Raw genomic sequence first — 19,695 nt, 5'->3', positions numbered from 1 at the left:
GACACAGCGTCCTCGGCCTCTACACCGAAGCTGATGCGGACACCGACCAAGCTGCCGTGATCGTGCATGGCATCGGTGTGCATCCGAACTGGCCGCAGGTGGTCTATCCGCTGCGTGTCGGCTTGCCCGAACAGGGCTGGAGCACGCTGTCGTTGCAGATGCCCGTTCTCCCGAACGACGCCAATGCCGCCGACTATGCCGCGCTCATGGATGAGGTTGCGCCGCGCCTCGATGCGGCGATCGCGTTTCTGCGCGCTCAGGGCGAAGACCGCATCGCCATTGTCGCTCATAGCCTGGGTGCTACGATGAGCAACCACTATCTGGCCAACCATCCACAGGCCGTGGCGGCTTTCGTTGCTATCGGTCTGTCTAGTGGCAGCCAGCACGCGGGGCTCGACAACGCCGACCTAATCGGCCGCGTGGCGGTGCCGACCTTGGATCTATTCGGTCAGCATGATCTGGAGGCCGTCGTCTCGGGTGCCCCATCCCGGGCCGAAGCCGCTGGCGGCAACGCTGGTTACCGACAGGTGCAAGTTGCGGGTGCTGATCATTTCTTCGACGATCAGGAGGCGGGGCTGATCGAGATCATCTCGGATTGGCTCAACGCGGTGGTTCCCGCAGCAAAGTGACTGCGATTCACTGCTGGCTATCGGTATACGCTGTGTGAACACCGTTTGATTGAGCGCCCTTTGAAGGGATACCCCGATGTCTTGTCTACGCGCGATCTGCGGACCCGATCTGGTGATCTCCTCGCGGCCGGCGGCGAGGGCGTCATCGGCCCGCTGCAGAGTGGAGTCAGTGGGCATGGCCACCTGGAAGGCCGCGTTCGATGCCTGCAGGTGAAGCATTTGAAAAGCCATGACCCTCTCGGTGTGACCGCGTCAGCCACGGTTCACTGAAGGCGACCCGGCCCGGTGATCTGATCCAAAAAAGCGCCCAGCGCCTGCTGATACTGGGGCTGTGAGCGCAGGAACCCCTCATTATGGCCACCGCGCAGCTCGACGAAGCGTTTTGGCTCTGGAGCCGCCCCATAGAGTCGGCGCCCCAGCTGAACCGGCACGATCTCATCATCGGGGCGGTGCAGGATCAGCAGGGGAGCTTGCGCGGACGTCATCTGCTCAACAGCCGGGAACGTCACCCGCAGCGGGACCAGGCGCGAGAGCAGCGGATCATGCACCTTCGCCAGGCTCTGCATCCGATCGAAGCTGGATTCGACGATCAAGGCCGCCGGTGAGGTCCGCGCCGCCAGCCAGGTCGCCACCGCACCGCCGAACGAACGCCCTAAGAGGCCGAGCAGCAGGCCGAGCAGGGCCATGAACAGCAGTGAGGTGAGTTTGGCGAGCATCAGATCATTGGATCACAGGCGAGCAGCGGCAGGGGCCTTCATGCTCAGTCCACATCCACATCCACATCCAGGTCTGCGGCCTTGCGGCCGATGCACATGTGCAGCGCCGATAGATGCTGCTCGTCATTCGCATGGCTTCGGCTTCAGGCACCGCGTCTTGCCGTGACCCTGACGATGAATTCGGCAACCCGATTGGCATAATCGGCAGTATTGGCCAACTCATGACCACCCTGCGCAAGAATGTGCAGCGCGCTCCCGGAGGCCAACGCCTGGGTCTCCTGTGCATCGACGACCTCATCGTCCGCCGCGACCAGGATCAGCCTCGGCACCGATGCATCCACCGGCTCCTCCTCATAGGCCCGATAGGCGAGGGCATCCTCCAAGGTCCAGTCGAAGTTCGCCTCAACATCAAAGCGCTGCAAGCGGCCCTGGTACCGCGCCAGTGTTGCCGATGGACGCAAGGCCGGATTCAAGCCAATCCAGGGGTAGCCGTGCCGTGCACCCAAGTAACGCACCCAGAATCCACCCAGGCTGCTGCCGACCAACAGGTCGAACCTGGGCGATTTCGCCAGCTCAGACTCGGTAGCGCGAAGATAGTCCTCGGGCCGATAGCCGCCCTGTGTGTCCAGACAACGGACTTCATGGCCGAGGGAACGCAGCAGATCGACCTTGGGGCTGTTGGGCTTGGGTCCGCTGGCAAAGCCATGCAGATAGAGGATCAGGGCCATGGTCAGACTCCGGTTACAGGGGCCGTGGTGTGGGTGCCTAGGCTGGCTCGTCAAGGGGACGCGTCAAGCAGACGCACCCGCAGCTGCAGGTGCCGCTCGTCGGCGTCCGCGTTCGACCAGCGTCTGACGTTGCGCTCCCGCCGTCGCTGCGTGCCCCCCACCTCGAGCCAGGTGTCCAAGGGGCCGCTCAGCGTCGTCTGTGCCGACGAACCTCGCAGCCGGCCACTCGGTTGCGCCTGCTCGAGCTGTTGGTAGAGGTCGACCGTGACAGCGTTGCCATGGGTTCGGGCGATGGCATCGAAGCCGCTGGTCGTCGACTGACCCTGGTGATCAAACACCACACCGCCTTGCCGCGCCCAGACGCCCGCCAGTGTCGTCAGCGGGCGCCAGTCGCCGGTTTGAATCCGCGCTGGGCGCCCATCGAGTGTCTGTACGCGCTGCAGCAGCTCCTCTTGGCGACGGGTGCCGATCACACGCGCGCCGCTGCGATGCCCCGATTCGGTATCCGCCAGCGACTGCTCGGCGAGGCGCACCTCGAGCATGAGTCGTCGCGGTGCGCGGTCAAGCCGTTCCAGCGCCTCGCGCAGGGTCGCGATCTCCGTGGGCGTGCCCTGCACGATCAGCTGATCGCCATGGGCCATCAGCGTGCCGCCGCCGACCAGTGGCCGGAGCACCTCGAGCAGTTGCTCGGCGGGCTGGGAAGACACCGGCAGATAGGCCACTTCCCGGGCCTCGTCGGCGAGGATGGGCTGAGCGATGGCCAGCCCGATCAAGAGGCTCAACAGGGTCTGCCACCAGACGGCTGTTTGCGGTTGGCTGTTCGTTCTCATGAGGGTCGATCGTCGCTTTGTTGACTGTTGTGTGCGTCCAGCCGTTCACGCCAGCGGTTGAGGGGGTTGAAGGACCGGTAAGAGCGCGCCGGCACACTCATTGAGCCTCGCGTTGGCGTCCGGTCCGATTGGACGCGACCGCAAGCGACGGCAGGACCCAGGTCGGAAGAACGCTGGTGGCTGCCCTTGCAGACCTGGGCGCCAACCCGCTACCGACCAGCACCGCATCGATGCCCGCGGCCTGGGCACCGGCGATATCGGTGGCAAGCTGATCGCCGAGCATCACCAACCGCGTGACACCGAGCTGGCGACGGGCGATCTCAAACAGCGCCGGTGCCGGCTTGCCGAGGCGCAGGAAGCCGACGCCCTGATCGGGCCAACGCTCGCGGATGATCGCCTCGAGCATCGCCGCCAAGGCCCCGGCGGTGAGGCCGACCCGCCCAGGCGCCACTGGATAGAGTAGATCGGGATTGCAGAGCAACAGCCGCAGCGGCAGACCGGCATCGAGCCGACGCACTAAGAGGCTTGCGGCCAGATCCATGTGCTCGGGCCAGCGCAGTCCCTGCTGATCGGCGATGATGAGCGCCTCGGCCTCGAGCGCCTCCTCGAATGGGACTGGGATCACGCCCGCACGCTCGGCATAGCGGCGCGCGCCCTCGGGACCCAAGACCAAGGCTCGCACACCGCGCAGATCACCACTCACCGAAGGCTCGGCCAACAGCGCGCCCGAGGTCAGAATGCGCTCGGCCGGGATCGACAGTCCCAAGGCGGCGAAGGTCTCACTGAGCTGCTCCGGCAAGCAACTGGCGGCATTGGTGAGCACCCGCCAGGGACAGCCGGTGCGCTCCAACTCCTCGATCAGCGCAACCGCGCCGGGCAGGGCGCGCTCACGATCGACCAGCACCCCATAGGCATCGAGCAGGAACCCCTCATAGCGGGCACGCAGGGAGGGCAGGTCAATCAGGGGTGCAAGGTGTCTCATCGGCGTCTCGCCTTAACCTGGATCTCACGCGATTGATTGTTCAGCGTGGCACCGCGCCATGAGCCTTGGGTGATCCCGTATCATGGTCGAGCCGTCCATCGGCGATGGATCACCCTCATCGCTGCTTGATCGCCTGGCGTCGGGACTGGCACTGACAACAGGCGGTTTTTCTCGCACATCATGACCGACATCGATCCTGTTCACATCCACACCTACTCCGGCATCGCCTTCGACCTGCGCGATCCGCAGCCGGCGATGGTCCGTTTGGAGGACATCATCCATTCGCTGTCGCTGATGAACCGCTTCAACGGTGCCGCGCTGTTTCCGTACAGCGTTGCCCAGCACTCGCTGCATGTCGCTGAGTTGCTGCCGCCTGAGCTGCGGCTCGAGGGCCTGCTGCACGACGCCGCCGAGGCCTATATCGGTGACATGGTCAGTCCGCTGAAACAGGTGATGCCGGAGTATAAGGCGGTCGAGGCGCGCATCAGTGCCCTGGTCGCCGAGGTCTTCGGGCTGGCCTATCCCGAGCCTCGCCTGGTCAAACAGGCCGATCTGGCAGTGCTAGCGGCCGAGCGCGAGCAGGTGCTCGGCCCCTCCTATGGCCCCTGGTTCAAGGACTTTCCCGAGCCGGCGCCGATTAGCATCCAGCCGCGCGACTGGTTGCAGGTCAAGGCCAGCTTTGGCCAAGCGTTGCAGACCGAGATCGCCAAACGCCGCGCCGCGACCGACGCGGGCCTGACGGATGCGGCCGAGCTCGAGCCATTCAGCGACCTCCGGCTGCAGGAGGCGAGGGCATGACCCAAGATCCCTTGGACCAGATGGCGCTGGACGGCCCCGTCGAGACGCTCGAGGTGATCGATCTGCGGCTCATCCGCAAGGCGCTCACCGAGGCCCAGGGCGAGCCAACCGAGGCGGCGCGTGCGAGGGCCTTCATCGCCGCACTCTCGGCGCTGCTGCTGATGTCGGGCGATCGTGAACTCGGCAACGCGATCGGCGCTTTGATTGGTCTGCGGCCGCTCGATGCCGATGCGCTGCAGCGTTTGATCGCCGACCGAGTTTCCGGGGATTAGCGCTTCATTACCGAGTGATCTTCACCTGCTCATGCAGCCACTGCTCAACCGCCGCCTGCGCCTCAGGACTCGGCGCTTGGTTGGCCTCGCCCTTCAGCTGATCCAGTGACGCACGGCCGTGGCGCAGGCTCAGCCCCAAGGTCAGGCGCTGCGGCGCCAACACCTTGTAGACCGCATAGTGACCATCGTAGATCCGGTTGATGTAGGAAGCGACGCAATGGCGCATCAACTGGGTTTCCAACTGCAGTTCATCCGGTGTCCTGATGGCCTGGATGTGTTCTGTATCGGCGAACGGGGCTGGCGGGAAGTCCAGGGCATGACCGCTGGCATCGTAGCGTCGCAGACGATTGCCCTCCTGCGCGATCTGCGCCAGGATCAAGCGCTCATGCAGGCGTCGCACCTGCGACGGGCGATCGCAGCGGCGTAACTCCCGCAGCGCCGCCTCACCGCCCATGCGCAGGCTGTCGTTGATCCATTCGCGCAGGGTGCGATTGGGCGCCTCACACAGCAACCGCAGCAGCGGACGTCCGGCCGTCCAGGGATAGTCCTCGAGGATCTTCACCATCCGGCAGCTCAAGACCCGCTCATGCACCAATGCATCGCAGAGCGTCTCGTCGCGCAGCACGCGTAACACCCGCGTGGCCTCATAGGCATCGAATTCACCGACGCGCAGCTTCCTGATCAACTTGAGCACGCGCCGATACGGCGGAAGCCCCAACTCGATCAGGATCTCGGTCTGTTTGCTCCCAGCGATCTCGATCAGCGTCTGTTCGGAAAACGCATGGGTCTCGGCAAACTGATGCAGCAGGAAGCACAGATTGACATTGGACAGGATCAGATCCCGCACCGCCTGGGAACGCTGCGCCAGTACCGCCAACGCATACCGGCGCGACGGCAACGGCTCCAGCGCATGGGCCAACTCCCCCGGCAGGGTCGCAAACCAGTGCCGGAAGCCGGCCTCAGCATGATCACGCTGAAACGGCAGCCACAGATCACTGATGCTGCCGACCTCAAACACCCCCTCGGCACAGCGTAGGGTGACGAAGCCCGAGGCCCAGTCACTGACCGCATGCAGGCAGTCGTGACCGAGCAGCGCCGAATAGTCGACGAGCAGGATCTGCGCCTCCGGGTCCCAGGCATAGCCTGGCCGTGCGCTGGGCGCCGCCGAGCCACGGCGATCCTGTCGGCGTTCCGCGAGCCAGGCCTGCAGGCGCCAGGTCAGGGCTGATGGGAGGGGGTCCATGAGGCCGTAGTGTATAAGAAGAAGCCCCGCCTCCGATGCTGCTGGCGACTGCGCAGCGACCCCGATGGCTGGAGGCCTGGTCGCTGTTCGGTCTGGATCATCCGGGGATCAGGGCGCTCGCCGGGCTCAGGCCGTCTTCGGGTCCCAGGCCTCGAACCGTCGTCCATCAAAATGAAAGGCGGCGAAATCGCCGCGCCCCGGCTCGCGATCCCAGAACACCCCCAACACCAGATTCAGCGGCTCGCGGAAATAGGTGCTGCCGCTCTCCTGTTCCGTATCCAGAATCGCCGGATCGAGCACTTCCAGTACCACCGCCGGTGTGCCATAGGCCGGCAGCCGGCGGTTCCTCAGCCCCGGCTTCCAGCACACCAGATCGCCGGGCTTGAACGGATGCGGCTGGTTCAGCAGCGCATAGCGCTCCCGCAGCACCGCGCCGAGATCCCCCTCCAAGTCACCCAGCAGATCATCCAGCGACTCATCCTGGATCAGGCTATTCGGCGCCTCCTCATTCAGACCGATGCGGTTCAGCAGTTCGCGCGAGGACAGAGAGCGGTTTTGACGGGACATGGACAATACCTCGGTGTGGTTGACAAGGCGCATTAGACCGCATCGATACGACAGCCCTTGTCTCATGATCGCCTATACTCGTCCCATGAGCGCTGCCAACTACGATCGCATCCAACGTCTGCGCCGGCTCGAGGCCCTGTTGCCCAAGCCCCGCACCAAGGCCACTGACTGTCTCGACGGCGCCCGCCTGCTCGAGATCCTCAACACCACCTATGGCACCGGCAGCCCGGCCAGCCGCCGCCGCGCCCTGCAGCGTGACCTGGAGACTCTGGTCAAGGACGGGCGGATCGAGGCGGTGAACCCTGGCGGCAAACCGCTGCGTTATCGACGCACCACCCATGCCCTCGATGACGATGCGCTGATCTGGGATTACACGCTGCGACAACTTCAGGATCTGGTGGCCGAGGCGGTGCCCAAACGCCAGCTCGACCGGCTCTGGGAGCGTCTGCTCTATGAGCGCGACCAACCGCTGCTCAGCGATCAGCAACTGCGCGTGGTCCCCGACAGCCTGCGCCTGCGTCCGGTCGAGCTCTATCCGCACGTCTTGCAGGCGGTGATCAGCGCGCTGGCCCAGCACTGTGCCCTGCAGGTCACCTATCGCAACGCCGCCGGCGAGCGCAGCACACCGCTGCTGCATCCACAAGCGCTGGTCCAGCGTGGGCCGATTCCCTACCTGTTCGCGCTCAAGAACGATGAAGACCAGCTGCGGTTCTATGCCTTGCATCGGCTCATCCGCGCCAAGGCCGAGCCGCAGCGCCCGGTGCGCGCCGCGCCGAACTTTGATCTGGACCAGGCCATCGCCGAGGGCAAGGTCGATTTCGGGCAGGGAGAACAGATCCGCTTGGTCATCCGCGTGCGCGGCTATCTAACCCAGCTGCTGCTGGCCTGTCCGCTCAGTGACGAGCAAGTCTGGGAGGACGAGCCGGACGACTCGGCGTTTGACCTGCGCATCGAGGCTGAGCTGCCCCAGACGGGCCAGCTGCTGCGCTGGCTGCTGGGAGCGGGGGACAAGCTGGAGGTGTTGGCGCCGACCGAACTGCGTCATGTGCTCGCCGAGCAGACGCGCAAAATGGCGGATGTGTATGTGCAGGAGACGACCGCGCTGAGCGATCCGTCCGATCCTGCGTGATCTCTCGTTCTCGATCGATGACGATATCCTGCTGGCATTCAGGGCGTCACGGGTGGCTTAGCGCCAAGGTCAGCGTCACTGGCGACAGCGTCGGTCCGGGATGCCTGACCACGGCGGACTGGGACACCAGCGGCGCGCCAGAGTGAGATCCTGCCAAGCGCCGCATGGTCAGCCCGCGACAGTCGTCATTCGGTTCACGTCATCCCCCATCGGCGGCTATGATCGATCCGTTCGAGCTGTGTGCTGTTCGCCACTCGCTCGACATCCACCCCAAGGCTCCATGCGACCGATCCGGTCGCGGCCGAGCCACAGACTGGCCCCTGACTCATCACCGACGCGCCCGCCATGACGACCTCCCTTCGCCAGTTCGGCGAGCAGCTGCGCGCTCGACGGCTCGAACGCCAACGCCGCGATCCCGCCTTCACGCTCGCCCATCTCTGCGACACCCTCGGCCTCTCGGCCTGCGATCTCCTGGCACTCGAACGGGGCGTCGACGTGGCGATAGACGCGCAGACCAGAGTCCTACTCGCCGAACTGTTGCAGCTCGATCCGAACCTGCTACCGGCGCCCAGCGCCAAGCTCGAGGCCGAGGTCAGGCCCGCCACGCATCCGGCCTTTGGCGCCCACATCAAGGCACGCCGTGAGCAACTGCGACAGACCGATCGTCGCTATGGCTTGCGGCAGGTCGCCGAGCGCATTGGCTTGGCGCCGGCCCATCTCTCCAACATCGAGCACGGCAAAAAGGCGCCACCGCAAGAAGGCGTGATCTGCGCGCTCGCTGATACCTTGGATGATGATCCGGATCTGTTGCTGGCACTCGCCGGAAAACTCGCCGGTGACGTGCGCGGCATCATCCTGCAGCGGCCGAGACTGTTCAGCCAGCTGATTCGCGAACTGGCCCAGAAGAGCGACGACGAGATCCTGCTCGCATTGCACGCCTTCGATGATCCCAAGCAGCGAGCACGGGCTCTGGCCGAGGAGACCCTGGAGATTCTTAAGAGCGGCCAGTATCAAAACGCCTTGGGGCGCCCGGTCAAGATCGGCCCGGCGCTCGCGCAGGCCGTTCAGGGGACCAAGGCCTATGCACCGGATGCCGCGTTTCCGGTGATCCGCAAGCCCCGTCAGCGTGGGCAGACGCGCATCGAGGTCCAGCATGCGCCGACCTTGCAGGTCATGCAGTCACTGGCGGCAGACCAGCGGCGTTCGCTGGTCGTGCTCAGCTTTGCCGACGCCTATGAGCCCGGAGGCAGCTTTCGCCGTGGCGGTCGCGGTCAGGAGCAGACCCTGGTTGGCGCCAGTGGATTGCTGCGCTGCCTGGAGCTGGAGCAGGCCCGCGCGTTCTATGAGCAGCATCAGGATCGCGATCCGTTTCACTCCGATCATCTGATTTACGCCCCCGCGGTGCCGGTGTTTCGCGACGCCGACGGCCACCTGTTGGAGCAGCCCTACAGCTGCGCCTTCATCAGTGCGAGCGCTGTCAATGCCCGCGCGGTCGAACAACGCACCCCGCAGCGGCGCGATGAGATCACCGAGGTGATGGCTCGGCGCATCCGCCATGTCCTGGCCTGTGCACGGGCCTATGGGCATCACCATGTTATCCTCGGCGCCTGGGGCTGCGGCACCTACGGCAACGGCCCAACACTCATCGCCCGGCTGTTTGTCGACGCCTTGCAGCAGGATTTCGAGGATGTCTTTCGCTCGGTCGTCTTTGCGATCCATGATGAGCGCACGGCTGAGATCTTCCGCGAGCAGTTCATCCGCGCGGCCGCTAGCCAATCCCCGGCGCCGATGGTGATGATGAAGATGCCCGCCCCTGATGAGGCGGATGATGGCCACCGTCAGGCGGCCGATGACGCGATTCCCGACTTCTTACGGGCCAGTCACCGATCCCAGCCATCGATCAGCGCCAAGGACGCTGATCCCGATCCCACCGCCGAGGTGATCGAGCAGGCCCGTGAGACCTACCGGGCGCTGCGGACCCGGGTCTATGAAGAGGCCACCCGTGCCGAGGGCGAGGCGATGCACAGTCCCGCGCATCGCAACCATCAAGCCCGCTTTCGTGAGCGGATACTGGCGATCTGTGACCGGGCCAACCTCGAGCACTATCGTTCGCCAACGCCGGAGGCGCGCACACAACTCTGGCATCACCTGTGGACCAAGACCCGCTATTCCGGCATCCGCGCCCAGATCGCCACCACCGAGGTTGAGGATCTGACCCCGCTGTTCGATGACTACCGGTGGTTCTCTGATCCCTGTTGGAATTTGGAGAACAAGGGGCACAGCGTCGTCAAAGCTGGCCGCTGCGTCGAGGATTTCCGCCACCGGACCGGACCTTTTGAGGGCAAGCAGACGGTCGCGAACATTCCCAAGCTGAAGAAGCTAATCACCGTCGCCCGGGCGTTTAAACACTACTTTGAACTCTATCCGGATGAGACGGCGCTCAGCTTCATCACCAGTGGGCTGCCGATTGACCCGGCTGGCATCTGGCAGATGCTCGAACGCCTCGACCACCAGGGCTATCGGGGTGATCTCACTAGCCTCCATCTCTTGATGGATCTCGGGTTCCCGGTGATCAAGCCGGACATCGTGCTCTCGCGACTGTTTCTCCAGCTTGGCTGGCTGCGCGCGGCCCTGCCAACGCTACCCGAGAACTTTACCGAGGCGGATCTACGCGGCGAGGGCGAGAACAGGACGCGCTATCTTTACACCAAGCCCATGCTCTATCGGCCCATCATCGCCTTCGCCCAGCAGCTGGTGGCCGGTTTGGACGCTGCTCAGCTTGAGCGCGACATCGGCTGGGTCTCCTCCAATCCGCTGCGCGAGTTCGATCTGTTCGTGGTCAAGGCGGGTCAGCAGCCGGAGCGTGAGTTTGGGATTGAGCGGACGCTGTATCCAGCTTGATTCAAGCAGCGTGCTGCTGACGATGATCGCCTCCAACGCCTGAGCGCGTTCGAAACGCAGTTGGCCAAACCCCGCACCAAGGCCCCGCCGCGCCCGGGATGTCGCACATTGCCCTGCGTCGCGACACCCACACGACAGCTCCTGTCCCATCCCCCTGGCAGACTAGGCTCGATGACACCCCATCCAGCGCTCCAGGAGGCCCCATGAGTCACAGTGATACCCTCATCCGTCAGGATCTCGACCAAGTCCCCGTTCGCAGCCGACGCCTGGCGCGCTTCAGTCTGCAACTCTTTCTCAGCGATACCGGGCTGCAGGATCGCCTCGAGGATAGCGACTTTCTGCGCGCGCTCTGGTATCTCACCCAGTGCCTGCTGCAACCGGGCGTCATTGGCCAGTTCGATGCCACGCTTGACACCACCGACGCCGAACTCAGCCAGCGGACTCAGCGCGCCCTGAATGGGCTCAAGCGCAAGGCCCGGCCAGCACTCAACGAAGAAGACGACGAGAAGGACGTCGGCCTGCCGGCCTTCATGGGCGGCACGCCGCGCCGAGGGCGGCCGAAGTTGCGCTTGTTGCGCCAGTTCTACGCTGGTCTGACGCGAGCGGTGCTGGTGCCACTGGCGGCGGTCGATGACCAAGCCGAGGACGCACCCACCGCCGCGCTGCTCGGTCGCTGCCTCGACCTCGACAGCAGTGCCGTGCGCTTGCTCGATTTCCTCGAGCTGCGCGAATCCAGCCGGGATCTGCGCCAGTTGCTCAACGAGGCCCGACAAGGACCGCAGATCACCAAGGCGCTGCGCACCGACATGGCCGCCCTGCTCGGATTGCCGGAATCCGCGCTGCGCGCCGCCCTGCTCAAGCGCGCGTCGCTGCAGGCCCTGGGCCTGATCGAGGTCGGTCGCTCGATGCGCACCGATCTGGAAGACTACCTGACCCCGAGCGATCTGCTGGTCGAGTTGTTCGAGGCCGAGCCGGAGACGGAAGCGGCTTTGTTGACCAAGCTCATCGAGCCGGCACCGCCGCCGCAGTGGCCGTTAAGCACCTTTCCGCACCTGCAGGCACCCGCTCACCGCGTACAGACGGTGCTACAGCGCGCTGTGCAGACGGGTGAGGTGGGTGTCAACGCCTTGTTCTACGGCCCGCCTGGCACCGGTAAGACCGAACTGGCCCGGAGCCTGATCGCCGCTGCCGGACTCAGCGCCTATCAGGTGCGCAGCGCCGATGACGACGAGGGTGGACTCAATCGCCGGGGGCGTCTGGCCGCTTACCAACTCGCACAGCGCCTGTTGGCCACGCGCCGTGACGCGGTGATCCTCTTCGATGAGGTCGAGGACGTGATCACCGCGCGTCAGGATCTCTTCGCGCTGCTCAGCGGGCGAGGGCCAAGCGGTGAGCAGAAGGGCTGGATGAATCGCATCCTGGAAGAGAACCCGGTGCCGACCATCTGGATCACCAACCAGACCCAGGGCATGGATGCGGCCTTTCAGCGACGCTTCCTGCTGCCGCTGGCCTTCGTCACACCGCCGCGCTCGGTGCGCCGGCAACAGGCCGAGCGGCATCTCGGGGCATTGGAATTGTCGCCGGCGCTGCTCGATGAGTTAGCGGCCGATGACGCGCTGCTGCCAGCCCAACTCGGCGCCGCCCGGCGACTGGTCGATCTGCAGCCCGATGCGCCGGTCGAGGCGAGCGTGCGTGCCGGCGTGGCCTCACTGCGCCAACTGCTGCACGGCAGTCCGGCGCCACGCCGGCGCGAGTCGGCGACGCAGTTCGATGTCGCCTATCTGAACCTCGCTGGCAGCATCCAGCCGAGTGCCTTGGTGCACGCGCTGGAGCGCGAAGGGCAGGGGCGGCTGTGCTTTTACGGACCACCTGGGACCGGCAAAACCCAGTTCGCTGAGGTGCTGGCGGAAGCGCTGGATCGGGAACTGATCGCCCGTCAGGCCTCGGACCTGATCTCGGCTTATGTCGGGGAGACGGAGCAGAACCTGGCGCGCCTGTTTGCCAGTGTTGATCCTGCACGCTCCGTACTGTTGCTCGATGAGGTTGATAGCTTCCTGGCCGATCGGCGTCAGGCACAGCGCTCCTGGGAGCGCACTCAGGTCAATGAGCTGTTGCAGCAGATGGAGCGCTATCCGGGCATCTTCATCGCCGCGACCAATCTGATGAGCGGCATCGATGCCGCCGCCCTGCGGCGCTTCGAGATCAAGCTGCAGTTCCGCGCACTGAACCCGGAGCAGCGCCAACGGCTGTTTGCGCGCGAGGCGTTGGGGGATGCGCAGGCCGAGGTGCCGATCACCCTCAGCCGACATCTGCAGCGGTTGGATAACCTGACTCCGGGCGACTTTGGCACCGTCTGCCGGCAGCAGCGCTTGCTCGGCGAGCGCCTGACTCCGGAGGTCTTCCTACGGCAGTTGGTGGCGGAATGTCAGCTCAAGGCGCGTGGGGTGGGGGAGATGCAGGGGGCCTAGCCTGCGTCGTTGATGGCATGGCCCCGTCGGTTGGCGGCGGGGTCAATGCACAAGAACCCTGCTGGGTGACAGCGGCGTCCCAATCATCCATGGAGAAGTGCGTTCTTTGTTGGCTTGAACGAGTGGGATATGATGGTCTCTAATTGAGAAATTATTGATCAGAAAAGACATCCACATATCCTTTACGGCCATGGGTCAGTTCTCCTTACACTCAGCCGCTGATGTGCAGCAATCCTTGTCCGCTTGGATCAAGGCACGACGCAGGATGCTGAAGCTCTCGCGCAACGCCCTGGCCGCGCGCAGCACGGTACCGGCGCCGACGATCAAGAAATTTGAAACCACGGGCCAGATCTCGCTGCGTCAATTCCTGCTCTTATGGCAAAGCGTCGACGACCTCAGTCGCTTGCAGGGCCTGACCGATCCGCCGCCCAAGGTTCCCGCCAGCATCGAGGAGGTGTTGGCGCAATGAGCGTTGGCGCAATGAGCGTCGAGCGCGTCAATCGGTTGGACGTTTGGCGCACCCTCGGTGATGGCCGCCGTCACCGCGTTGGTGTCCTGGCGCAGAACCGACAGGGCGTCTTTTTTCAGTACGCCGGCGATTATCTGGCGCGTTTTGCGAATCTCTCGCCCTTTGGCCTGAGGTTCGATGCGTCGCTGCAGGCCGCCCCGCGCACGCCGCATGCCGGGCTGCAAGGGGTGTTCGCCGACTCATTGCCCGATGGCTGGGGCTTGTTGCTGATGGACCGGGTGTTTCGTCAGGCGGGGATTGCGCCGGCGCAGGTCACCGCGCTGGATCGGCTCGCCTTCGTCGCCGACCGCGGTCTGGGGGCCTTGTCTTACGAGCCGCCCTCGTCGCTGCAGCCCGCGGCGACGGAGACGCGCATCGACCTCGGTGAACTTGGCTTACACGCACAGGCCCTCTACGAGGGACAGACCACCGAGGTGCTGGCTGAGCTGGTCCGGGTCGGTAGCTCGGGCGGAGCCAGACCCAAGGCCCAGTTGTATCTGTCGGAGACAGACAACGACCGCTGTAGCTCGGCCCCTGGCCCAGGTCGCACCGCCTATCTGGTGAAATTCACCTCCAGCAGCCTGCCGCTTGGCCATGAAGAAGGGCTCTGCGAAGCCGCTTACCTGACCATGGCACGGCAGGCGGACATCGAGGTCGCGAATTGGCGACTGCTGGATGCGCCGACCGCCTCGGGGGCAAGGCACTGGCTGGCCGTGGAGCGTTTCGACACCAATGGGGCTGGCGGACGCTGGCATCTGCACAGCGCGTGCGGCCTGCTGGATGCGGATTTTCGCATGCCCAGCCTCGATTACGAGGATCTGATCAAGGCCAGCAGCCTGCTCTGTCACAGCCCGGCGGTCGGACAGGCGCAGTTCCGCCGGGCGGTGTTCAACCTCTTTGCGCTGAATCAGGATGATCACAGCAAGAACTGGGCGTTTCTGCAAGACGACCAGGGACAGTGGCGGCCAAGCCCCTTCTACGATGCCACCTTCAGTCCCGGTCCCTATGGCGAGCATGCCACGGCCTTTGCCGGTTTTGGCAAGGCACCACCTCGCAAAGCGATGCAACGACTGGCGGCTCAGGCCAATTTCGCGCACTGGCGACAGGCGCGCGCGGTCATTGCCGAGGTGGTCGAGTGCATCAGCGGCTTTGGCGAGATCGCCAAAGGGCTCGGCGTTGGCGACGACAGCATCCGGCTGATCCAGCGCCGGCTGGAGGACGTGCGTCTAGCGAATCAGGGATTGCTGGCGGACGCGAGTGCATGAATCGGCGTGGATGCTTCTTCAAGACAGGATGATCCGCGCCCGGTACTTGCACTGATGCACTGATGCTCCGGTGACCCGCTGGGTCTGCTCGATGTCTCCGAGGAGGGAATGCGTGAGCGCGACCGCTTGGTGCTGCAGAGCCTTGCGGCGGCCGGCATTCCACTGGCCGTGGTCTTAGGCGGCGGCTACACGGCGAGCAGCCATCGACTGATTGCAACGATGCTCTGTGACGCCTTGACCGCTCACTGAGCACCTGAACACCAAAGAGGTATCCGGATGGATGAGTGGAATCACCGCTCAGAGACTGCCAGCGCGGCACAAACCCTGCTGTTTCTCGAACGCTTGGATGGATGCCGGGTGTTTTACGCGGAACGTGCCCTGCAGGGGATGGCGACGGTCGTCTCAGCGCGCCACAACGGCTTGGAGGCCAGGATCAGCTTGCGCCTTGATCCCGCGCTTGACGCACAACAGGCTGCAGCGCAAGTGATCAGGATCGGGGGGCATCGGTCGTCGTTTTCTCTGCACGGACATGTGCTGGGCTTATCGGTCGGTTATGGCGTCAATGCCTACTTGGTTTTCGACCCGCGCGCCATCGCACGGGTGCAGGAGCGCCTGAACCAAGGCGCGAGCCGTTTGGAGCTTTGGCGCTTGGTGCGTGACAACTTTTCAGCGCTCTCAGCGGACGAGCTGCCACGCGCCCAACCCGGCGGCGATCATTGCCTGCTCAGCGCCCCAGGCGAGCCCTGCTGTCTGGTCAACGCCACGGGACCGAGACTGTTTGCGCACACCAGGGGGCTGGCGGGTCTGGAGGGACGGATCTGGGAGACCGAGTATCCGCTGGAGATCATCCTCGCCCTCTGTGAGCACTTCCAGCCGCTCGTGCCGGATCTGATGGAGCGCTTATTGGAACAGGACCGTCGCTCTGTCGCGGAGCATCCACAAACCCTGCCCACGATCGCGCTGAGCGCCGATGAGCTGTTCGCCGCGCGACCCGCCTTGGCGATGTTCTATCACGTCGAGTTCGGGCCTTACAGCCTCAACGCGGCGCTCTCCAATGAGGCCGCGCTGCGCATCCTGTCCTGGATCGGTGAGCGCGGCGGCTTCCGCCTGCAGGTCTTGGGAGGAGGGGCAGCGACCGCCGGGGGTGTCACTGCGGACTTCAACAGCACCTGGCAGATGGAGGATGACGGCCCCTTTGAGGTCAGCGTCAAACGCCGGTGAACAGAGGGCGATCACTCATGGTATTTATAACTGTTATCCTCAAGGATACAATAAATCCGTTGTCGCAAACCATAGGAGATCGCCCATGCTGCAGCTTGATCGTGTCGTTGAACTGTATCTTCTCTTGCCCAAGTACCCCCGCAAGCTCAGTGTTTCAGAGCTACACCAACGACTGATCAATCGAGGTCCTGATTTCAACGTCTGCCGTCGCACCGTCGAGCGCGATCTTGTCGACCTCATGGGCAGTCGGCATTTTGGCGTCGTGACCGATGGCGCCAAGCCCGCAGGCTGGTATCGCGATCCGCAGATCTCAGTGTTCAGCGATCACCGATCCACCAACCAACCTGCTCCCGTCGGGATCAACCCGCAGCCTGCTGCACCTGAGTTGGGCTGTGTTCGCTGCGCCGCCGAGCACCGCCAAGCCGCCGCTGAGCCAGTGCCCATGCGTTGCGCGGCCTAACGCGGCGGTCTTTTGCCCCATGGGCAGCGGGGTGACAAGGATGTCATTCCCCAAGCGGGTTGGATGGCGTCGAGGTTGGCCAGCAGCCAATTCAGATCCTGCGGGGGTGGCGCATGTCGTGATGCTGCTTGTGATGAATCGATCTGCCGATCTGCCTGACGATTGCGTGGTGCGGCCCGTGGGCTTTCACTGTCTCAGCATAGACGACCATGGCGACAGGCCTTGTCGAACCAGGTCCTCTAGATTCCGGTGATGGAGCAGGTGCTTGATGTCCCCGAGCAGACGGTGATTACCCGGGACAATGCCGCCGTCATCGCCGATGGCGTGGTGTTCTATCATTCAAGCGGTGCAGTACTTCTTGGGCCTGAAATACGTCGAGGCCCTGCAAGGGATTGGCGGCGCTGAGAACAGCAAGCTGGTCATGCTTCCGATCGAAGCTTCGGGAATTACCGGCGCGGTCGCCGGGGTGGCCGAACTGCTCAAGGTTGGGGCGCCAGATCGGTCTCCGAGAGGATGAAGGAGCCCTTGGAGATCCTCTTCGCGTCGCCGGGTTACTGGGGTCTGGCGGGCGTGCTGCTCATCGTCCTCGAACTGCTCTTGCCAGGTCTGTAACTGCTCTGGATCGGAGTCGGAGCGCTGATCGTGAGCTTGGTGTTGATAGTGTTTCCGGCGTTGTCAGTCACCGCGCAGCTGCTGGTGTTCGCTTCCGCCATGATGAGCGCGATTGGACTGGGACTGCTGGCCCAGCGCCGTGGTGGTCGTCTTGTTGCGGCCCGGCCGATCAACCAAGAGCTGAGCGGCCTGATTGGCCAAACCTTACAGGTCACCTCCGCATTCGAGGCCGGGCGCGGGCGGGTCGCCGATACCACCTATGCGGCGCTCTGCGAACGACAGCTGAGATCTGGGGAGCAGGTGATCGTGCGCGGTATCGAGGGTGGGCGTTTGCGGGTGGAACCGAAAGCGAATCCCGTGCGCGACACTCCACCGTAGTGGAGGCGGCGTCTTCTGACGAGCAACGTCGCCGATAAGCCCAACGTCATCCTTCGCTGGCATGCGCCGGCAAGAACATGTGGGTGACCAGCCAGCGCCGTGTTGAGCGTTAAATGCCTCGATTCCATGGCATCTGAAGCCGGTTGGCGTCAAATGATCACCATGACCCTGAGCGCTGCTGAATCGCCGGGTGGCCAGCGTCGAACTGCTGGCGGACGGCGTCCCCAAGCCAGTGGAGTAGGGCAGGCAGGTCAGAAAAGGCCCGCAGCTGCGGTAAGGGTTCGTCGAAGGCCGGGCTTGGCGGGAAGAGATCGAGTTGCGGTGCATCCTCGGCTGGAGCGATACCGGCGAGGTTGTCGCTAAAACGGCGGAGTTGCCGGGTCGCACGGTAGCTGCGGTGCAGCACCGGAAGGCTTTGACGGGCCTTGATCCGCAGTTGCGCCCAGTGGCGTGTCTGGCCGTAGATGTTCTGGTTGTCGTCCAGCGCGATCGTCAGGTTGTCCGTCGCAGGGTTCATTACGGCGACCACCACACGCATGATCGCGCAGGAAGGCGTAGAAGTGCGCCTCGCCAGCGGTCTCGAACTGGTCCGAGCCGAGTGTGTCGGGAAACATCCGCGCCATGTCTTCGTCCCTCGCAGGTCAGCGATCGCATCGATTGTACCTGCTTGTGGCGCCAGGGATGCGACAGGGGATGACGCGCAGGTCTGTTCTACTGAGGCGGTCAACACAGGAGACCCGCCATGACCGTGATCGCATCTACCCTCTCCGGCATCCAACTCGGCCTCGAACAGTCCCACGACGGCCTGGTCATGATCCCCTTGCTGGGCACCGGGCTGGCTGAGCCCGACTACCTGTTGCTCGATCAGGCGCTCGAGCAGCGCACCGCGCGTGTCACCGAGGTCTCGGAGGCCGGCAGCGTGCCGACGCTGCGGTTTGTGAATGATGCTGAGCAGCCCGTGCTTCTGCTCGACGGTGAGGAGCTGATCGGCGCCAAGCAAAACCGTATCCTCAACCTGAGCGTCTTGGCCCCCGCCCGCACCCAACTCGAGATCCCGGTCTCCTGCGTCGAGGCGGGACGTTGGCGCCAGGACTCCTCGGAGTTCCGCAGCGCCGAGCGTACCCACTACGCTGAAGGCCGCGGGCGTAAGGCGGCGCAGGTCAGCCGAACCATGCACCGTGTCGGCTCGCGCCAGTCCGATCAGATTGCGGTGTGGGATGACATCCGCGATAAATCGGCCCGCTTTCAGGCCCGCTCGGGCACAGGTGCCGCCGCAGCCATGTATGAAAGCCGCAGCGAGGAACTGGCGCAGTACGAACGGGCGTTTCGCACCGTCCCCGGGCAACTGGGGGTTGCCTTTTTGCTCAATGGGACGGTCATCAGCCTGGATCTGTTCGACTGCGAGCAGACCTGTGCCGCGGTGCTGCCGAAGTTGATCCAGAGCTGCGCGCTGGATGCGCTGGATGCGAAGATCGCCGGCCACCGGCAGCGGCGGCCATCGACGGCTGACCTGTTTGCTGATGACGCAGACGCACACGGGCAGCCTCCGCAGGCCTCTTCGGGCGAAACGAGCGCTGCGACAGCCGCTCCGCCGATCACGCCGCTCGATGCCGCCGGCCTGTTTCTGAACCGTTTGGCCGCAGCGCCGACACGTGCGTTCAACGCGCTCGGGCTCGGTGACGATCTGCGTCTGGAAGGAGACGAGGTGGCGGGTGGCGCCTTGTCGGCGCAGGGGAGACTGGTACACCTGTGTGCCTTCCCGGCGGATCAGCACGAGCTCCGAGGGCACTCCGGTGAACGCACCCGCTCGAGCCGGATCGTGCGGCCCTCGCAGCGCCGGCGCTGGCTGCCCTAGCGTTTGAGGCCCCGTCCGCGCCTGGCGGGCGGGGTTAAAGGCATCGGCCGACGTCGGGCGCAGGCTACATCAGCGCCGGGCGGCGACCGATCCACTCTTTCCAACGCTGTACGACAGGTTTTGTCGTCCACCG

At 64.5% G+C, this 19,695-nt stretch carries 21 protein-coding genes; 14 read left to right on the top strand and 7 right to left on the bottom strand.

Annotation, left to right across the window (positions count from 1 at the left end):
- Window positions 1–629: alpha/beta fold hydrolase (locus VBE63_RS18045; protein WP_323684408.1), on the top strand; the 629-nt coding region annotated here is incomplete at its 5' end.
- A 263-nt stretch (window positions 630–892) separates the two neighbouring features.
- Here the strand turns inward: VBE63_RS18045 and VBE63_RS18040 are convergent.
- The 4 genes from VBE63_RS18040 to VBE63_RS18025 all read right to left on the bottom strand — a co-directional run bounded on the left by VBE63_RS18040 (window position 893) and on the right by VBE63_RS18025 (window position 3,885).
- A complete protein-coding gene (locus tag VBE63_RS18040; protein ID WP_323684407.1) occupies window positions 893–1,345 on the bottom strand; it encodes an alpha/beta hydrolase in 453 nt (150 codons plus the stop codon).
- A gap of 143 nt (window positions 1,346–1,488) precedes the next feature.
- A complete protein-coding gene (locus VBE63_RS18035; protein WP_323684406.1) occupies window positions 1,489–2,073 on the bottom strand; it encodes a YqiA/YcfP family alpha/beta fold hydrolase in 585 nt (194 codons plus the stop codon).
- 50 nt (window positions 2,074–2,123) lie between these two features.
- On the bottom strand, window positions 2,124–2,903 hold the full coding sequence (locus VBE63_RS18030; protein WP_323684405.1) for a secretin N-terminal domain-containing protein: 780 nt from the start codon (window positions 2,901–2,903) through the stop codon (window positions 2,124–2,126).
- A 97-nt stretch (window positions 2,904–3,000) separates the two neighbouring features.
- Window positions 3,001–3,885: an HAD-IA family hydrolase gene (locus VBE63_RS18025; protein WP_323684404.1), complete on the bottom strand. Its 885-nt coding sequence runs from the start codon at window positions 3,883–3,885 to the stop codon at window positions 3,001–3,003.
- A 180-nt stretch (window positions 3,886–4,065) separates the two neighbouring features.
- Between VBE63_RS18025 and VBE63_RS18020 the strand changes: the two genes are divergently transcribed.
- Together VBE63_RS18020 and VBE63_RS18015 are read left to right on the top strand one after the other, a co-directional pair.
- Window positions 4,066–4,683 carry a hypothetical protein gene (locus VBE63_RS18020; RefSeq protein ID WP_323684403.1) on the top strand — a complete coding sequence of 206 codons (618 nt, stop codon included), beginning with the start codon at window positions 4,066–4,068 and terminating at the stop codon, window positions 4,681–4,683.
- Window positions 4,680–4,955: a hypothetical protein gene (locus VBE63_RS18015; protein WP_323684402.1), complete on the top strand. Its 276-nt coding sequence runs from the start codon at window positions 4,680–4,682 to the stop codon at window positions 4,953–4,955. The genes VBE63_RS18020 and VBE63_RS18015 overlap by 4 nt, the downstream gene beginning before the upstream one ends.
- Window positions 4,956–4,962: 7 nt before the next feature.
- On the opposite strand, the gene VBE63_RS18010 is transcribed toward VBE63_RS18015, so the two are convergent.
- Both VBE63_RS18010 and VBE63_RS18005 read right to left on the bottom strand, forming a co-directional pair.
- The gene (locus tag VBE63_RS18010; RefSeq protein ID WP_323684401.1) at window positions 4,963–6,198 is read right to left on the bottom strand and encodes a PcfJ domain-containing protein; all 1,236 of its coding nucleotides are present in this window, start codon (window positions 6,196–6,198) and stop codon (window positions 4,963–4,965) included.
- Window positions 6,199–6,324: 126 nt separating this feature from the next.
- Window positions 6,325–6,765 (bottom strand): hypothetical protein, encoded by a 441-nt coding sequence (locus VBE63_RS18005; RefSeq protein ID WP_323684400.1) that lies wholly within the window; start codon window positions 6,763–6,765, stop codon window positions 6,325–6,327.
- A 64-nt stretch (window positions 6,766–6,829) separates the two neighbouring features.
- Between VBE63_RS18005 and VBE63_RS18000 the strand changes: the two genes are divergently transcribed.
- From VBE63_RS18000 to VBE63_RS17955, 10 genes are all read left to right on the top strand, one after another.
- Window positions 6,830–7,894 (top strand): WYL domain-containing protein, encoded by a 1,065-nt coding sequence (locus VBE63_RS18000; protein WP_323684399.1) that lies wholly within the window; start codon window positions 6,830–6,832, stop codon window positions 7,892–7,894.
- 345 nt (window positions 7,895–8,239) lie between these two features.
- The gene (locus tag VBE63_RS17995; RefSeq protein ID WP_323684398.1) at window positions 8,240–10,795 is read left to right on the top strand and encodes a TIGR02452 family protein; all 2,556 of its coding nucleotides are present in this window, start codon (window positions 8,240–8,242) and stop codon (window positions 10,793–10,795) included.
- Window positions 10,796–10,998: 203 nt separating this feature from the next.
- A complete protein-coding gene (locus tag VBE63_RS17990; protein ID WP_323684397.1) occupies window positions 10,999–13,263 on the top strand; it encodes an AAA family ATPase in 2,265 nt (754 codons plus the stop codon).
- Window positions 13,264–13,417: 154 nt separating this feature from the next.
- Window positions 13,418–13,732 (top strand): XRE family transcriptional regulator, encoded by a 315-nt coding sequence (locus tag VBE63_RS17985; RefSeq protein WP_323684396.1) that lies wholly within the window; start codon window positions 13,418–13,420, stop codon window positions 13,730–13,732.
- The gene (locus VBE63_RS17980) at window positions 13,729–15,036 is read left to right on the top strand and encodes a type II toxin-antitoxin system HipA family toxin (RefSeq protein WP_323684395.1); all 1,308 of its coding nucleotides are present in this window, start codon (window positions 13,729–13,731) and stop codon (window positions 15,034–15,036) included. The genes VBE63_RS17985 and VBE63_RS17980 overlap by 4 nt, the downstream gene beginning before the upstream one ends.
- Before the next feature lie 108 nt (window positions 15,037–15,144).
- On the top strand, window positions 15,145–15,285 hold the full coding sequence (locus VBE63_RS17975) for a hypothetical protein (protein WP_323684394.1): 141 nt from the start codon (window positions 15,145–15,147) through the stop codon (window positions 15,283–15,285).
- A gap of 27 nt (window positions 15,286–15,312) precedes the next feature.
- Entirely contained in the window at window positions 15,313–16,257 is a 945-nt protein-coding gene (locus VBE63_RS17970) for a hypothetical protein (RefSeq protein ID WP_323684393.1), read from the top strand.
- An 85-nt stretch (window positions 16,258–16,342) separates the two neighbouring features.
- A complete protein-coding gene (locus VBE63_RS17965; protein WP_323684392.1) occupies window positions 16,343–16,717 on the top strand; it encodes a hypothetical protein in 375 nt (124 codons plus the stop codon).
- Window positions 16,718–17,036: 319 nt separating this feature from the next.
- Window positions 17,037–17,234, top strand: a complete 198-nt coding sequence (locus VBE63_RS17960; RefSeq protein WP_323684391.1) for a hypothetical protein — start codon at window positions 17,037–17,039, stop codon at window positions 17,232–17,234.
- A gap of 125 nt (window positions 17,235–17,359) precedes the next feature.
- Window positions 17,360–17,707: an NfeD family protein gene (locus VBE63_RS17955; RefSeq protein WP_323684390.1), complete on the top strand. Its 348-nt coding sequence runs from the start codon at window positions 17,360–17,362 to the stop codon at window positions 17,705–17,707.
- Between the two features lie 157 nt (window positions 17,708–17,864).
- Here VBE63_RS17955 and VBE63_RS17950 read toward each other — a convergent pair whose 3' ends face one another.
- Window positions 17,865–18,224: a hypothetical protein gene (locus tag VBE63_RS17950; RefSeq protein WP_323684389.1), complete on the bottom strand. Its 360-nt coding sequence runs from the start codon at window positions 18,222–18,224 to the stop codon at window positions 17,865–17,867.
- Window positions 18,225–18,449: 225 nt separating this feature from the next.
- Here VBE63_RS17950 and VBE63_RS17945 point away from each other — a divergent pair, with 225 nt between their 5' ends.
- Window positions 18,450–19,562 (top strand): ARPP-1 family domain-containing protein, encoded by a 1,113-nt coding sequence (locus VBE63_RS17945; RefSeq protein ID WP_323684388.1) that lies wholly within the window; start codon window positions 18,450–18,452, stop codon window positions 19,560–19,562.
- Window positions 19,563–19,695: the final 133 nt, after the last annotated feature.

Origin of the sequence: Lamprobacter sp., assembly GCF_034860625.1 — a bacterium.
Taxonomy (GTDB): domain Bacteria; phylum Pseudomonadota; class Gammaproteobacteria; order Chromatiales; family Chromatiaceae; genus Lamprobacter.
The sequence above is the reverse complement of the archived record's forward strand: the minus strand, read 5'-3'. Positions and strand labels throughout refer to the sequence as shown.

Coding starts and splice junctions, on each gene's coding strand:
- VBE63_RS18040 (WP_323684407.1), bottom strand. CDS start 1,345: ATGCTCGCCAAACTCACCTCACTGCTGTTCATGGCCCTGCTCGGCCTG.
- VBE63_RS18035 (WP_323684406.1), bottom strand. CDS start 2,073: ATGGCCCTGATCCTCTATCTGCATGGCTTTGCCAGCGGACCCAAGCCC.
- VBE63_RS18030 (WP_323684405.1), bottom strand. CDS start 2,903: ATGAGAACGAACAGCCAACCGCAAACAGCCGTCTGGTGGCAGACCCTG.
- VBE63_RS18025 (WP_323684404.1), bottom strand. CDS start 3,885: ATGAGACACCTTGCACCCCTGATTGACCTGCCCTCCCTGCGTGCCCGC.
- VBE63_RS18020 (WP_323684403.1), top strand. CDS start 4,066: ATGACCGACATCGATCCTGTTCACATCCACACCTACTCCGGCATCGCC.
- VBE63_RS18015 (WP_323684402.1), top strand. CDS start 4,680: ATGACCCAAGATCCCTTGGACCAGATGGCGCTGGACGGCCCCGTCGAG.
- VBE63_RS18010 (WP_323684401.1), bottom strand. CDS start 6,198: ATGGACCCCCTCCCATCAGCCCTGACCTGGCGCCTGCAGGCCTGGCTC.
- VBE63_RS18005 (WP_323684400.1), bottom strand. CDS start 6,765: ATGTCCCGTCAAAACCGCTCTCTGTCCTCGCGCGAACTGCTGAACCGC.
- VBE63_RS18000 (WP_323684399.1), top strand. CDS start 6,830: ATGATCGCCTATACTCGTCCCATGAGCGCTGCCAACTACGATCGCATC.
- VBE63_RS17995 (WP_323684398.1), top strand. CDS start 8,240: ATGACGACCTCCCTTCGCCAGTTCGGCGAGCAGCTGCGCGCTCGACGG.
- VBE63_RS17990 (WP_323684397.1), top strand. CDS start 10,999: ATGAGTCACAGTGATACCCTCATCCGTCAGGATCTCGACCAAGTCCCC.
- VBE63_RS17980 (WP_323684395.1), top strand. CDS start 13,729: ATGAGCGTTGGCGCAATGAGCGTCGAGCGCGTCAATCGGTTGGACGTT.
- VBE63_RS17975 (WP_323684394.1), top strand. CDS start 15,145: ATGCGTGAGCGCGACCGCTTGGTGCTGCAGAGCCTTGCGGCGGCCGGC.
- VBE63_RS17970 (WP_323684393.1), top strand. CDS start 15,313: ATGGATGAGTGGAATCACCGCTCAGAGACTGCCAGCGCGGCACAAACC.
- VBE63_RS17965 (WP_323684392.1), top strand. CDS start 16,343: ATGCTGCAGCTTGATCGTGTCGTTGAACTGTATCTTCTCTTGCCCAAG.
- VBE63_RS17960 (WP_323684391.1), top strand. CDS start 17,037: ATGGCGTGGTGTTCTATCATTCAAGCGGTGCAGTACTTCTTGGGCCTG.
- VBE63_RS17950 (WP_323684389.1), bottom strand. CDS start 18,224: ATGAACCCTGCGACGGACAACCTGACGATCGCGCTGGACGACAACCAG.
- VBE63_RS17945 (WP_323684388.1), top strand. CDS start 18,450: ATGACCGTGATCGCATCTACCCTCTCCGGCATCCAACTCGGCCTCGAA.